The sequence below is a fragment of the Streptococcus sp. HMSC076H09 genome (assembly GCF_001811765.1).
Classification (GTDB): domain Bacteria; phylum Bacillota; class Bacilli; order Lactobacillales; family Streptococcaceae; genus Streptococcus; species Streptococcus agalactiae.
On the sequence record NZ_KV806608.1, the window covers coordinates 11,634 to 25,633 of the forward strand.

15 protein-coding genes are annotated in these 14,000 nt (G+C 37.2%); 5 read left to right on the forward strand and 10 right to left on the reverse strand.

The window, feature by feature from the left end; genetic code table 11:
• Nucleotides 1–148: 148 nt before the first annotated feature.
• Both psrA and HMPREF2818_RS06545 read left to right on the forward strand, forming a co-directional pair.
• A complete protein-coding gene (gene psrA, locus HMPREF2818_RS06540) occupies nt 149–946 on the forward strand; it encodes a tyrosine-type DNA invertase PsrA (RefSeq protein WP_000651186.1) in 798 nt (265 codons plus the stop codon).
• Between the two features lie 99 nt (nt 947–1,045).
• Nucleotides 1,046–1,576, forward strand: a complete 531-nt coding sequence (locus HMPREF2818_RS06545; protein ID WP_000808020.1) for a restriction endonuclease subunit S — start codon at nt 1,046–1,048, stop codon at nt 1,574–1,576.
• On the opposite strand, the gene HMPREF2818_RS06550 is transcribed toward HMPREF2818_RS06545, so the two are convergent.
• The 8 genes from HMPREF2818_RS06550 to HMPREF2818_RS06585 form a co-directional block, all read right to left on the reverse strand.
• Nucleotides 1,530–3,077, reverse strand: coding sequence for a restriction endonuclease subunit S (locus HMPREF2818_RS06550; RefSeq protein ID WP_017771503.1), 1,548 nt, complete (start codon nt 3,075–3,077; stop codon nt 1,530–1,532). The two genes, HMPREF2818_RS06545 and HMPREF2818_RS06550, sit on opposite strands and share 47 nt — an antisense overlap.
• Complete coding sequence (locus HMPREF2818_RS06555; RefSeq protein ID WP_070508702.1) at nt 3,077–4,540, reverse strand: class I SAM-dependent DNA methyltransferase; 1,464 nt, start codon at nt 4,538–4,540, stop codon at nt 3,077–3,079. The genes HMPREF2818_RS06550 and HMPREF2818_RS06555 overlap by 1 nt, the downstream gene beginning before the upstream one ends.
• A gap of 12 nt (nt 4,541–4,552) precedes the next feature.
• On the reverse strand, nt 4,553–6,877 hold the full coding sequence (hsdR, locus tag HMPREF2818_RS06560; RefSeq protein ID WP_000190122.1) for an EcoAI/FtnUII family type I restriction enzme subunit R: 2,325 nt from the start codon (nt 6,875–6,877) through the stop codon (nt 4,553–4,555).
• A 343-nt stretch (nt 6,878–7,220) separates the two neighbouring features.
• On the reverse strand, nt 7,221–7,577 hold the full coding sequence (locus tag HMPREF2818_RS06565) for a hypothetical protein (RefSeq protein WP_000797245.1): 357 nt from the start codon (nt 7,575–7,577) through the stop codon (nt 7,221–7,223).
• Entirely contained in the window at nt 7,574–7,939 is a 366-nt protein-coding gene (locus HMPREF2818_RS06570) for a plasmid mobilization protein (protein ID WP_000230298.1), read from the reverse strand. Before HMPREF2818_RS06570 ends, HMPREF2818_RS06565 begins: the two co-directional genes overlap by 4 nt.
• Nucleotides 7,932–8,222, reverse strand: coding sequence for a DUF5962 family protein (locus HMPREF2818_RS06575; RefSeq protein WP_000158581.1), 291 nt, complete (start codon nt 8,220–8,222; stop codon nt 7,932–7,934). Before HMPREF2818_RS06575 ends, HMPREF2818_RS06570 begins: the two co-directional genes overlap by 8 nt.
• A gap of 10 nt (nt 8,223–8,232) precedes the next feature.
• Complete coding sequence (locus tag HMPREF2818_RS06580; RefSeq protein WP_000005759.1) at nt 8,233–9,087, reverse strand: phage replisome organizer N-terminal domain-containing protein; 855 nt, start codon at nt 9,085–9,087, stop codon at nt 8,233–8,235.
• An 11-nt stretch (nt 9,088–9,098) separates the two neighbouring features.
• On the reverse strand, nt 9,099–9,383 hold the full coding sequence (locus HMPREF2818_RS06585) for a hypothetical protein (protein ID WP_001287945.1): 285 nt from the start codon (nt 9,381–9,383) through the stop codon (nt 9,099–9,101).
• Between the two features lie 146 nt (nt 9,384–9,529).
• Between HMPREF2818_RS06585 and HMPREF2818_RS06590 the strand changes: the two genes are divergently transcribed.
• Entirely contained in the window at nt 9,530–10,048 is a 519-nt protein-coding gene (locus HMPREF2818_RS06590; protein WP_000181342.1) for a helix-turn-helix domain-containing protein, read from the forward strand.
• A 54-nt stretch (nt 10,049–10,102) separates the two neighbouring features.
• Entirely contained in the window at nt 10,103–11,257 is a 1,155-nt protein-coding gene (locus tag HMPREF2818_RS06595; RefSeq protein ID WP_000110711.1) for a site-specific integrase, read from the forward strand.
• Nucleotides 11,258–11,402: 145 nt separating this feature from the next.
• Here HMPREF2818_RS06595 and rpsI read toward each other — a convergent pair whose 3' ends face one another.
• Together rpsI and rplM are read right to left on the reverse strand one after the other, a co-directional pair.
• Nucleotides 11,403–11,795 carry a 30S ribosomal protein S9 gene (rpsI, locus tag HMPREF2818_RS06600; protein WP_000035940.1) on the reverse strand — a complete coding sequence of 131 codons (393 nt, stop codon included), beginning with the start codon at nt 11,793–11,795 and terminating at the stop codon, nt 11,403–11,405.
• A gap of 20 nt (nt 11,796–11,815) precedes the next feature.
• Nucleotides 11,816–12,262 (reverse strand): 50S ribosomal protein L13, encoded by a 447-nt coding sequence (gene rplM / locus HMPREF2818_RS06605; RefSeq protein ID WP_001867156.1) that lies wholly within the window; start codon nt 12,260–12,262, stop codon nt 11,816–11,818.
• A 300-nt stretch (nt 12,263–12,562) separates the two neighbouring features.
• Here rplM and HMPREF2818_RS06610 point away from each other — a divergent pair, with 300 nt between their 5' ends.
• Nucleotides 12,563–13,729, forward strand: a complete 1,167-nt coding sequence (locus HMPREF2818_RS06610) for an IS30-like element ISSag9 family transposase (RefSeq protein WP_000160598.1) — start codon at nt 12,563–12,565, stop codon at nt 13,727–13,729.
• Nucleotides 13,730–14,000 lie beyond the last annotated feature (271 nt).

Here is a 14,000-nt window from a genome sequence, read left to right on the forward strand (position 1 = left end):
TCTAAATTCAACTCTCCTCCCCCTCCCGCCTCTCACCGAACAACAGCGTATTGTTTCTAAAATTTCTCAAGTCTTTTCAGTTATCGAATCTTTAGTATAATACTTATGTGCGGTGGAATTTCTATCAAAAATCAGATAGGAGTTGAAGATGAAAGACTTTGAATTACATTTACGAAAAGCTGGATTAGCTGAAAACACCATACGGTCTTACCTGTATGGTGTTCGCTTTTTTTTGGAACATTATGAGTTAAAAATAGAAGATTTATTTGAATATAAAGGATATTTACTGGATAATTTCAAACCTAAAACCGTTAATCTGCGATTGCAGGGGCTTAATAAATACCTTGTTTTTATTGGACACGATGATTTGAAATTAAAATTTGTTAAAATCCAGCAGAAACCATTTTTAGAAGATGTTATCAGCCATGCAGATTATCTCTTTCTGAAACGGAGTTTGAAAAAAGATGATAACTTAAAATGGCATTTTGTAGTTTGGTTTCTAGGAGCAACAGGAGCTCGTGTTAGTGAATTGATAAAATTAAAAGTAGAACATGTGGAGGTCGGTTATTTTGATATTTACTCAAAGGGGGGTAAAATGCGACGACTCTACATCCCTAAAAAATTACGTGACAGTTGTCAGAAATGGCTTGATACTGAAAATCGCCAAAGCGGGTACCTTTTCCTTAATAAATTTAGTCAGCCGATTACAGCTAGAGGGATCGCCCAACAACTAAAAAACTATGCTGTAAAATATCAACTCAATACCAAGGTCGTCTATCCTCATTCCTTTAGACACCTATTTGCCAAAAATTTTCTTGCCAAATACAATGACATTGCCCTACTAGCAGATTTGATGGGACATGAAAGCATCGAAACAACTCGTATCTACCTTAGAAAAACAGCGACAGAGCAACAAGCTATTATAGATAGGGTTGTTAATTGGTAACATAAATAGCAGAAAGTCTTTGTGACTTTCTGCTGTTTTTGTGACGGTTGCTCTCCTTATAGGAATAGCAAAAAAAATAGTGATTTTGTCGGTTCAACTATGGCTGAGATTCCTAACTCTTGGAGCTACGTTAAGTTTGGTTCGATTGTTACCTTTAACATTGGAAAAACACCACCCAGGAACGAACCGACTTATTGGGGCAATGATATCCCATGGGTATCTATTTCGGATATGCCGAGCAGTGGTCATATTACTAAAACAAAGGAGTGTATATCTCATTTAGCTATAAAGCAAACAAATATTAAAATTGTTCCCGCAGATACCCTACTGATGAGTTTTAAACTATCAATCGGCAAGGTTGCGATATTAGATGTTCCAGCCAGTCATAATGAGGCAATTATTTCTATATTTCCATATAGTGATAAGAAAAATATTATTAGAAATTATTTAATGATGTTTTTACCACTAATTTCTACGGCTGGAAATTCAAAAGATGCTATAAAAGGCAAAACACTAAATAGCACCAGTATTTCAGAGTTATTGATACCTATTTCAAATTATCGGGAAATGAAAAAAATTGTATCTAAAGTTGATTTACTTTTTCAAAAAGTTGCTCAACTCTCTGACTAATGCGTTTTTGCTCTGTTTCAGGAGCTAGGGGAACAAGGAGTTCGTTTAATTTTGTTTTAGGAATATTATATAAAGCCTGTCCAGATAGCTTTGTAATTGATTTCAATTGTTCATAAAAGATTGGTGATGACAGGCTAAATAATAGATATTTTGACAATACATCTGATGAAACAAAAGGTGTTAATTGAAATACAAATCCACCAGCAGCGGTATTGGGATAATCTTTATCAATTCTAGCAAATTTTCCAATATGTTCTAAAGATGTTGAAACAGGTGTTAATAGCTGATTTCGTTTCAAATAGACTGTTTCTGAAGTGATAAATTTTGGATCAATGTAGTAATCATTATCTAATATTTTAAAGGATAATGGGTTGATATTTCCTCCACGAATAATTCTGACACCATTTTTTGTGATGGCTAGATCAGTTTTCTTATACGATAATCCTGTGGTTATTGAAAAAATATCTTTTATGGTAAGAAAAGACCAATTTTTGGGTATCTTCCCATAAGGAGAGTTATCATCTCCTTTTGTCACCACTATTTCTGCCAAATCTTTCTTCTTGAGTTTACCTTCCTCATAGAGTTTTTGCTTTTCAGCTTGGATTTTTTCAAGCAAAACCTCAACGGGTTCATCGTTAGGGTCTTGAGGAACCAACTTACCTTGCATCGCATATTGAAGAATAGATTTTTTCAACTTATCTGGAAAGGATTTGTCCAATTCTTGAAGTTTATTGTAACTTTCGGAATATGCATCTACCTTTTCCAAGGCACGTTCGATTTGCTCCACAATCCGTTTCTGTTCAGAGAGAGGCGGGAGGGGGAGGAGAGTTGAATTTAGAAACGTAGCATTTACTCTTGGCATTTTAACACCATAAACCGATTTGATGATGTTGAAATAATAAGATGGAGAAATCATACAGTATCTCATATACTCTGCTGAAATACCCCCAAAAATTTTAATCGGAATAAGTTCGGTTGTTGCAAAACCATCTTCGTCAGAAATGATAACTTTCTTTAGGTTGGGGCGTAGCTTAGCATATAAAACAGTATCCTTAGAAAAATATACTTTATTGCTTTTATAAGATGATTTTTCTGTTTTATAGTTTTTTCGAACTAATCTTCCAGTTTCTTTTTCTATATCTTCCATATCTAAAACCCAACTATAATTCGGAATTTTATCTCCAGATATATTAGGGAAAAAACTCAACGAAGATATATTTCGCAACCTCACCCATTCCCAACTAGCTGGAATATCATAGGGCACTTCCACTTCCTTAATCGTCCCGTCTGATAACTTCTCATAAGGTTTCCCGTCAGCACCTCGAAAAAGCTCTGTTTCTTTTTTATCTCGCTTGATTTTGCCATCAGCAATGAGGTTTTCTTTTTCCGCTTTGATACGTTTAAGAAGCTCACTAGCTGGCTCGTCAGTTGGGTCTTGAGGAACCAATTTCCCCTCCATCGCTCTCTGTAAGATACTAGCTTTTAGTTGTTCTGGGGTCATTAGTTCTCCTCCAAAAGCTCTAAAATATCTGCCAAAACAGCATCTATTTTTTGGTTAAAAGCCGCTCTTTCTTGCTGATAGTTTTGAATAAGTTCCAGCGGTTCCAAAATCTCTTCTTCTTCCTTGGGAAAGCCACATTGATCAAAATTATAGTTCAAATCAGCTAACTCAGATGGTGTAAAAGATTTGGCTTTATAAAAATTTCCCTCTAAAATCTCCTCACGGCTAGTCCACCACTCACGAACAGGATTGAAATGCTCTGATTTCATCGGTTTGGTCTTAGAAAAGTTTTTATACCCCTCTGGCATATCCAAACGATAAAACCAAGTCTGCTCCGTCTTCTTAGTCTTGTCAAAGAAAAGGATATTGGTGTGAATACCTGTGTAAGGTGCAAAGACACTATGAGGCAAACGGATAATCGTATGAAGATTAAATTCCTCAACCAATTTTTCTTTCAAACGAGTTTTAACACCCTCTCCAAAGAGAAAGCCATCTGGTAAAATTACCCCAACACGACCGTTTTCTTTCAGCCTATACATGATAACTGCCATAAAAAGGTCCGCTGTCTCCGAACTCCGCAACTCTGCCGGAAAATTATTTTTAATCGTATCAAGTTCGGAACCACCAAAAGGTGGGTTCATCATGATAAGGTCAAACTTCTCGTCATCTGTGTACTCTCGGACATTTTTCTCCAAGGTATTGCCATGAATGATTTTAGGGTCATCAATTTCATGAAGAAAGAGGTTCGTCACTGCTAAAAGGTGAGGAAAGGCTTTTTTCTCAATCCCAAAGACAGCCTGATTGTATTTTTGAATATCCTCGCTAGTCTTACGCTGTTTGCTTAAATAATTTAAAGTCGAGGTCAAGAAACCACCTGTTCCACAGGCAAGATCAGCCATTGTTTCACCTAATTTAGGGTCAAGCATTTCAGCAATGAAATCGGTCGCTGCACGAGGGGTATAAAATTCCCCAGAGTTCCCTGCACTTTGGATGTCCTTGAGGATTTTCTCATAAATATCATTAAAGGAGTGTCGGTCTTCTGGACTATTAAAGTCCACCTCATCAATGACATTGATAACCTGACGCAAGAGCACACCGTTTTTCATGTAGTTATTAGCATCTTCAAAGGCTGATTTAACAATGCTTTTCCGAATGGGCATATTGGGTGTGATTTCAAGCTCTTTTAATTCCTTAAACAGCCTATTGTTCACAAAATCAAGCAAATCATCACCTGTCAAGACTTGCTCACCTTTTTCAGCGTGAGCCCAATTTCGCCATTTTAAGTCTTCAGGAATAATTGACTCATAATCATCTTCCTCCAACTCCCAAACCAACTCACGGCTATCATAAATTTTCAAAAAGAGTAACCAAGACATTTGTTCAATACGTTGGGCGTCTCCATTAACACCTGCGTCATTGCGTGTAATATCTTGAATACGTTTCACAAATGATGTAATTGACATAGTTTCCTTTCATTAAGCTACTGTAAATAGCTCTTCTTCCAATTCTTTAATGGCCCTTAGATAGGCTTGCTTATTTCCAAAATAGGTATTGATAATCTTAAAGGTTCCACCGTAAATTTGAAACTCTGGTAATTTTAGCGTTTCAATGCTTTCCAGTTCACCAATCCCCTTATCCATGTACTTATCTAATAACGTCTCTAAAACAGCTCGGGCCTCTTCACTGTACTTTTGCAGATAACCACTACTTTTAACCCTGCTAATTCTCTGGCTCTTAGTCAACTCTTTTTGACCATAAGCCAGTTTTAACAGCAAGTCAAAGTCATCAATCTCCTGTTCAGAAATCCCTTCTGCTTCTCGAATAGCATCAAGATAAACGCCTTTTTTATAGAGTTCTTCTAAGATGACTCTTTTCTTATCCGCTGCTTGCCAGGCAGTAATAAACTCGGTCAAGGTAGCGTAAGCTCCTAGAATATTTTTCCGAGTATAATCGGTCAGACTTTCTGTCACTAACTTCCCATTTTCATCCAAAACCTGAATGGTTGAATTGAGAACATCTACTTTTTTATCAGTGACCCTATATTTTTCAATAGGTTCTCCTCCTCCAGTTGATTCGCCGCCACCTCCAGTTGGCCCTTTAGGGTCAAAGACATACGCTGGCTCTCCATCAAAATCTGGATCTGCAAATAAATTGGTCACGTTTCTAAAATCAATAATGGTGAAAAATTCTTTCCCTTTCTGCGGGTACAAACGTGTTCCACGACCAATAATCTGTTTGAACTCCGTCATGGATTGAATATTGGAATCGAGCACAATCAAACGACAAGTTTTTGCATTGACCCCCGTTGTCAAGAGTTTTGATGTTGTGACAATAGCTGGAAACTTAGAATTAACATCCATAAAGTTATCTAGCTGTGCTTTACCCTCGGCATTGTCGCCAGTCACCTGCATCACATAGCGATAGTCTTCCTGAACCAAATCAGGGTTTTCTTTGACAAAAGCTGCTCGCATCCGCTCAGCATGGTCAATATCAACACAAAAGACAATGGTTTTGTCAAATCGAGCATTGTTCTGTTTCATGTAATCAGAAACAAACTTGGCCACCTTCTGAGTACGGTCATCAATAACAATAGTCTTATCAAAATCTTTTCGACCATAGTACCTATCTTCGATAAGTTTTCCTGCGGCATCCGTTTTCCCATTTTCTGGACGATAGCCATCAACATCAATATTCAAATTGACCCGCATCACGCGATAAGGAGCCAGGAAGCCATCCTCAATGCCCTGTTTCAAACTATAGGTGTAAATTGGTTCACCAAAATAATCTATATTGGAAACCTCTTTTGTCTCCTTTGGTGTCGCTGTCATCCCAATCTGGGTTGCTGAGGCAAAATAATCAATCACTTGGCGCCAGTTGCTGTCCTCCTTAGCTGAACCGCGGTGAGCCTCATCAATAATAATCAGGTCAAAGAAATCCTTATCAAACTTTTGGTAATGCGTTTCTTCGCCGTCTTCACCTGTTAATTGCTGATACAAACCTAAGTAAATTTCAAAAGAATTTAACTTTTCTGGAGAGTTCAGTAACTTTGCTGTGATTTTGGTCATAACCTTTTCAAAAGGCTTAAAATCTTCAGCCATTGTTTGGTCAACTAAGATATTTCGGTCGGCTAAAAATAGAACACGTTTGGCTAAACCAGCTTTTCGCAAACGATGGATAATTTGAAAAGCCATAAAGGTCTTACCTGTCCCTGTTGCCATAACAAACATGACCCGATTTTCTCCTCTTGCAACCGCCTCAACGGTACGGTTGATAGCGATTTGCTGGTAATAACGTGGTGTTTTATTGGAGAACGCATCAGTATAGTAAGGGACTGAAATCGCCTTTGAAACCTCAGAACTTATCTCTTTTTCAGAAATCAAACGCTCAAATAATTCTTCACGAGTAGGAAACTCCTCTAAAGTTAACTCACGTTCTTGCCTCGTGATACGGTCATGCTCAATAAAACCATTACCATTTGAGGAATAAACAAAAGGAACATCTAAAATCTCACCATATTCAATCGCCTGCTGTAATCCAGCTCGTAAACTATGCTTATTATCTTTAGCTTCAACGATTGCAATACGCTGCCCAAATTGATAGTAGAGAGCATAGTCTGATTTTTTCCCTTCTTTACGACGAGCCTTATCACCTCGAACCTCTATTCGCCCATCTGTAAAATATTCCTCATAGGCAATATGCTCACCATTTTTCCAACCTTTAGCTAAAATGGCTGGTGTGATGAAATTCGCTTTAATATCTTCTTCGCTCATGCTCTTTTTGTCTTTGATGAATGTCGCCATACCAAGTCTCTCCACATCTACACTTAATAAAAAATTATCAGAAGTATGTTACCCGTCTATTATACCATTTTCTAACCTCATCTTGTATTATTTCTCAAGGGGTTTGGGGCTTTGCCCCAAGTGTTAAAATCCATCAGGAGAAGGAGCTCCCAAACTCGTTACTGATGGTTTATTTTTTCGATAGTGTGTATACACTATCTGAGCTCGCAAAGACCTAAAATTATGTTTTTGTATCAATTCTAAATTCCCCGTGCCAGACACGGTGGCTGACATTGTCAGACAATCATTTTTTAGAAGGACATAAGAAAACCGCAGATAAATTCCTGCGGTTTCATTTACTTATTTAATGTTTAGTAGACTTCTTTTTCAGGTTAACTGAGAGTCCCTTTTCCAATTCATCCAATAATTGAGTTATCAACTGACCAAGTTCTATAAAATTCTGTTGTGAAATATTTCCAACCTGAGTTGACAACTTGGCAATCCTATTAATTGATCTGCCAATCTGAATGAATCGCTCTGTCAGTTGCTCATACTCTGGAAAATTAATCGTCCATGATTCAATCTCTTGGTTAAATAATTTCTTTCTGGCAAAAGCGGAAAAGTTTGACTCTTTTTCATTAGCCATTAATGCTAACAATCTTTTATTCTCATCCTCAGTCAAAAAGACTTGCTTCACGATATTTTTAATTCTATTTTTCATTCATCCACTTTTGATAGTAACCTCGCCTTTTTCGTTTTATGGTATTTAAGGAACGATTTTTCATATTTTTCAATCATTTGAACACTGTAAGTCATAGCTCGTAATGCTTGAAGATCCTGAGATTGCTCAGCTATCCTTGCTAACTGATTGATATTATTTTTAATTCGCCTCAAAGAAAATATCAAGTCTTCAAATGAAGTTTCATCAAATACCAAAACAATAGGGAATTTCTTAAATAACATTTTCCTAGCATAGTTAGAAAAATTCCTTAAACCTGTATAACTGATAAGGTAGTTTAGCGTTTGATTCTGCGATTTTGTGATATAGAATTTTTTCAGAACTGTTCGATAACGCTCAACCACAATAAATTCTCCTTGTGTATTTTTCTGCCTGAGACACATCGTATTCCCTCAAATATTCTACAAGTTCCTGATAATCTTGCAACAGCCCTTCTTCTAAATTTGGGAAGTCATTTTCTCTACTCTGGATAATAATTTCTAATTGATTGACAATTTCTCTAATTGAGAAACTATAATCCAGGGTTTCTTCCTCATACTCTGCTTTTAACCCTTGATACCGTTGTAACTCTTCTTCTGATTTAAAACCAGCGACTAGCATATTCTCCAATTGATAATAAATTGTCATTATACTCTCCTTATCCCTTTTGGTAAAACTTTCTAGCATTTTCATGAGCAATTACCTTAGCTTCCAATAATCGCTCATCTTTTAGGCGCTCCATAGAGCTCATTAAATAGGCTAATGGTGACTCTACATCATTAGGAATACGATCTATCATTCCCAAGACTTCATCAGAAGTCATATAGCCTTCACTTAAAAACTGTCCAATCGCCATTTTTTGCTTATGCGTTAGGGTGTAATTATAGGGGTAAATAAAACGATCGTTATATCTATCCGCAATCACTTGCAAAAGGAAATAATACTCTGGTTTGAGATAAGTTGTTGACTGATCTTCTGTCTCTCTAGAACTATTATCTAGTACATTCTTATTCTCTTTCTGATTCTTGTTCTTAATCTGTTGCGTTACTTGACCGTTACTTTCCGTTACAGGTAACGTTTCTGTAACGTTACATTCTATTGATAAACTATCTTGCCCACTTACTAGAGCTTTTTGCTTTTGACGATGACGAGCCACTCTTTCTCTTGTTTGTTTACGAATTTTTTCTAGACCATCAATATTCTGATGTTTCTCCCATTTAGGAATTGTGACTGCTCCATCCACAAAAGCAATCATTCCAAATTGTTCAAATGTTTTCAGAGCCAGCTTCACAGTCGTTGACTTTCTCCTAAAGACTGTAGTTAACATCTCTTCTGTATAAAAGACCTTATCTCCTAGAGCTAAGACTCCACTGTAATTCTGTTTACCTGCTAAAACGAGTAGTTTAAACCAGATGACAATTAAAGTATCTCCTTCGGGCATTGACTCAATCAACTGTATTTTTTCATCATCAAAGATATCTGTAGTAATCTTAATCCATTGTACTTCACTCATACGTGTACCTCCTATCTTTCATATTGCTTTAGCCATCTAGTGACAGCTCGTTTATCGTACAGAGTCACCCCATCAATGACCATTGTAGGCATTCCTTCTCGTGTCCATTTTTGAAGGGTTGTCGTTGATACATCAAGCCACCTAGAAAGAGCTGCCATCCGAACCATAGGTTTGTATAGTTCTTTATCTTCTAGCGCTCTTTCAATAGCTGTAGAGACCATTTCATCATAATGTGCCCTTAACTGTTTTTCCAAAACTTTGGGAAGTTGAACAACTAAAGTCGCTTCTTCAGACATATTATTACCTCGTTTCCATTTCTCAATTAAATAAACTCCGAATTTGTTTGTTATTCATTTTGAATTATATATTCTTTTAGAATTTTTGTCAACTATTTTTATTCAAAAAGAATTAAATGTGTTATAATACTCTCAAGGAGGTATTTATGACCAATCATATTGCAAAACTGATAGAAGAGAGCGGCAAAAAACTGACTGAGATTAGTTCTGCTACAAATATCGCTTATCCAACCTTATCAGGATACAATCAAGGCATTCGTCAACCGAAAAAAGGAAATGCTCAAAAATTAGCTGACTATTTCGGCGTATCCATGGCTTACATCTTAGGACTTGATGATAACAAACAAGCACCATCAACTATGAACATTATTTCGGACAGTTTTAAAATTTCCGAGATTAGTTCTGTAACACCTTTTAAAAGCGATATGGAAAAGCTGAAGAAAGGAATTGAACTAGGAGAAATCCATCTGTCTATGCCCTTAAATGACGGCTTCTCAGACGATTTTAGGCGCATTTTAGCTCGCTATTTGGTTAATAATGAAGAAGAATTCATGAAAACCTTCACTAAACACATGAATAGTTTAAAACGAGAATCAGAAATTTGGCAAACCTGGATTCAGACCGAAGAATACCGAATTAGACAAGAAGATCGACATAAAAAATAAACTAACAGTTTCTCAATTACATAAGCTCCGAAAACTTAGAAACGGAGAACTGTTATGTCTGTACACAAGTACCAATCTACAAAAGGAATCACCTATTTTGTTAAAGTTTACCTTGGTCTAAACGACTACGGTAAGAAAAAATATTATACTAAACGAGGGTTCAAGACGCGTAAAGCTGCCAAAGCTCATGAAACTGCTGTTAATCATCAGTTGAATAGTGGAACTTTTGTCCATATTACTGCTCAAACAACCTACACTTACCAAGAGCTTTATCAAAGGTGGTATGAAGCTTATAAAGATACTGTTGAAGCAACTACTGCAGTCAAAACTGCCGACCTCTATCGCCTACATATTCTTCCTGTTTTTGGAGAAAAGAAAATTTCAATAATCAGTCCTTTAGACTGTCAAACCTTCATCACTGACAAAGCCAAGACATTCAAAAACATGAAGCAAATCAAATCTTATACTTCTAAAATATTTGAATTTGCCATTAATATGAATTATATTGAACGAAATCCCATGAGCAAGGTTATTATGCCTAAACTCAAAAAAACTGTCAGTGAGAACTATTGGACAGTTAACGAGTTGCATCATTTTTTGACAATCATTTTAGAAAATGAACCTTATAAACATTATGCACTATTTCGATTACTAGCATACAGCGGGTTACGAAAAGGAGAGCTCTACGCCCTTAAATGGGAAGATTTTGATTCTGAGAATCAACTATTAACAGTTAGCAAAAGTTTAGGAAGAATAGATGGCCATGCCATTGAAAAAGGAACTAAAAATACATTCTCTGTGCGCTCTATCTATCTTGATGATGAAACCTGTTCTATCCTCAACAAATGGAAACAGGAAACTAGCAGAGAAAAGTGGCAATTATCAGTACAACCTCTTTCTCTCGACAAAGAATTTATGTTTACATACTGCAACCGAGATGGTGAGATAGAACCCTTACACGCTGACTATATCAACAATATTCTAAAACGTATTATACGTAAGCATAATCTTAAAAAGATTAGCCCACATGGGTTTAGACACACTCACGCAACCTTGATGATTGAAATGGGAATTGACCCAGTCAATACTGCTAAACGCTTAGGCCATGCAAGCAGCCAGATAACTTTAGACACTTATAGCCATGCTACAAAAGCTGGTGAAAAACAGTCAATTACAAAATTTGCAGAGTATCTTAATAAGGCTAAATGAACTAGATTTATTGCTCAGCCTCATATTGACCAAAAACCAAGTCTCGAAAGATTACCAAAAGGATTACCAAAGCACTTTTTTCATCAAAAAAGCACCTTGCGAAAACTTCGCAAAGTGCTCTGAAACGTTGATATAATCGTATTGATTAACGTTTTGAGAATTGTGATGCCTTGCGGGCTTTTTTGAGACCTGGTTTTTTACGTTCAACCATACGTGCGTCACGTGTAAGAAGTCCAGCACGTTTCAATGAATCGCGGAAATCTGGGTCAACTTCTAAAAGTGCACGTGAGATACCATGACGGATCGCACCTGATTGACCTGCATATCCACCACCTACAACGTTAACAAAAACATCGTATGAACCTTGAGTTGAAGTAACTGCGAAAGGTTGGTTGATAACAAGACGAAGGTCTGCGTGTGGGATGTACTCTTCTACATCTTTTTTATTGATTGTAATTTTACCAGTACCTGGAACCAAACGAACGCGTGCAACAGCGTTTTTACGGCGACCAGTACCTGCATATTGTGCTTGTGCCATTATATAATGCTCCTTTCCTCTTAGATAAGTCCTGAGATATCAAGTACTTCTGGTTGTTGTGCAGCATGTGTATGCTCACCGCCAACAAATACTTTCAATTTCATACCTTGTGCACGTCCAAGAGTGTTATGTGGAAGCATGCCTTTAACTGATTTTTCAATCAAACGAACAGCATTTTTAGAACGAAGTTCACCTGCTGAGATTTGTTTCAAACCACCTGGATACATTGAGTGAGTGTAGTAGATTTTATCTGATGCTTTTTTACCAGTTAATTTAACTTTTTCAGCATTGATAACAATCACAAAGTCACCTGTATCAGTGTGTGGTGTGAAAGTTGGTTTGTTTTTTCCGCGAAGTACGCTAGCAACTACTGCAGAAAGACGTCCAAGAGGTACATCTGTTGCGTCAACAACGTACCATTTGCGTTCAACTTGGCCTGGTTTAGCCATGAAAGTTGTTTTGTTCATGATTTCTCCTATACGAATTCGTTTTTGTTTACAGGTGTGGATGTTCCGGTCCACGAGAGTATTTGAAAGGTTCCGGGGCCTTACAAATGGGGTAAACAATACCGCTTATAATCATATCAAAATAAGGTAGCATTCGTCAAGTTATTTCTTTTATTTTATCAATTTTCATCCCAAAATAAATCATCAGTAATTTCTCAAAGTAAGTTCCGTCTGCCCTCCAAAACCGGAAGTTAGTGTGAAAAGGATTTTTATGGTGGAATTAAGTCTGAGACGTTTGGGTTAGAAATGAGTTTATCCATCATGACAAAACACAAACACCTAACTCTCTCAGACCGTAATGACATCCAATCTGGTTTGGATAGAGGAGAAACCTTTAAAGCCATCGGGCTTAATCTACTGAAACACCCTACTACTATCGCAAAAGAAGTCAAACGAAATAAGCAACTAAGAGAATCAACCAAAGACTGCCTAGACTGTCCGCTACTAAGAAAAGCTCCCTATGTTTGTAATGGGTGTCCAAAGAGGAGGATCAACTGTGGTTACAAGAAGACCTTCTATCTTGCTAAGCAAGCTCAAAGAAACTATGAAAAACTTTTAGTTGAATCTAGAGAAGGAATCCCTTTGAACAAAGAGACCTTCTGGAAAATAGATAGAGTGCTTTCTAATGGGGTCAAGAAGGGCCAACGTATCTATCATATCCTCAAAACCAACGATCTAGAAGTGAGTTCTTCAACCGTTTATCGACACATCAAGAAAGGCTACCTATCCATCACACCAATCGACCTACCCAGAGCTGTGAAGTTCAAAAAAAGGCGAAAGAGCACACTCCCTCCTATTCCAAAAGCGATTAAAGAAGGGCGACGGTACGAGGATTTTATAGAACACATGAACCAATCAGAGCTGAACTCCTGGCTTGAAATGGACACGGTTATTGGACGGATTGGTGGAAAGGTCCTTCTCACCTTCAATGTCGCCTTCTGTAACTTCATCTTTGCCAAACTGATGGATTCTAAGACAGCTATCGAAACTGCTAAACACATACAGGTCATTAAGAGGACACTCTATGATAACAAGAGAGACTTCTTCGAACTCTTTCCTGTTATCCTAACGGATAATGGTGGGGAATTCGCTAGAGTGGATGATATTGAGATAGATGTTTGTGGACAGTCTCAACTCTTCTTTTGTGACCCTAATCGGTCTGACCAGAAAGCAAGAATCGAGAAGAATCATACCCTCGTGAGAGACATACTGCCTAAGGGGACTTCCTTCGACAACTTGACTCAAGAGGACATTAATCTGGCACTATCTCATATCAACAGCGTTAAGAGACAGGCTCTAAATGGTAAAACGGCTTATGAGCTATTCTCTTTTACTTACGGAAAAGACATCGCAAGTATACTCGGTATTGAGGAAATTACTGCGGAAGACGTCTGCCAATCTCCCAAACTATTAAAAGACAAAATCTAACCTAATCAACTAACTGATACAACCTAAACGTCTCACACTAACTTCAACCATAGCGGAACTTAATCTGAAACGCTTTCAGATGAGGATGTTTTCTTGTACCTTTTTTTGCGATTTTTAACTCTGAAAACCTATGAAATCAAGTATTATAAAAACCAACGGAACTTAGTCTGAGACGGATTTTCGTTGGTTTTTATTGGTTTTTATTGGTTTTTATCAGACTAAATTCCATTTCTACTAGAGGTGGAACTTACTTTGAGAATTTAGCAAAATA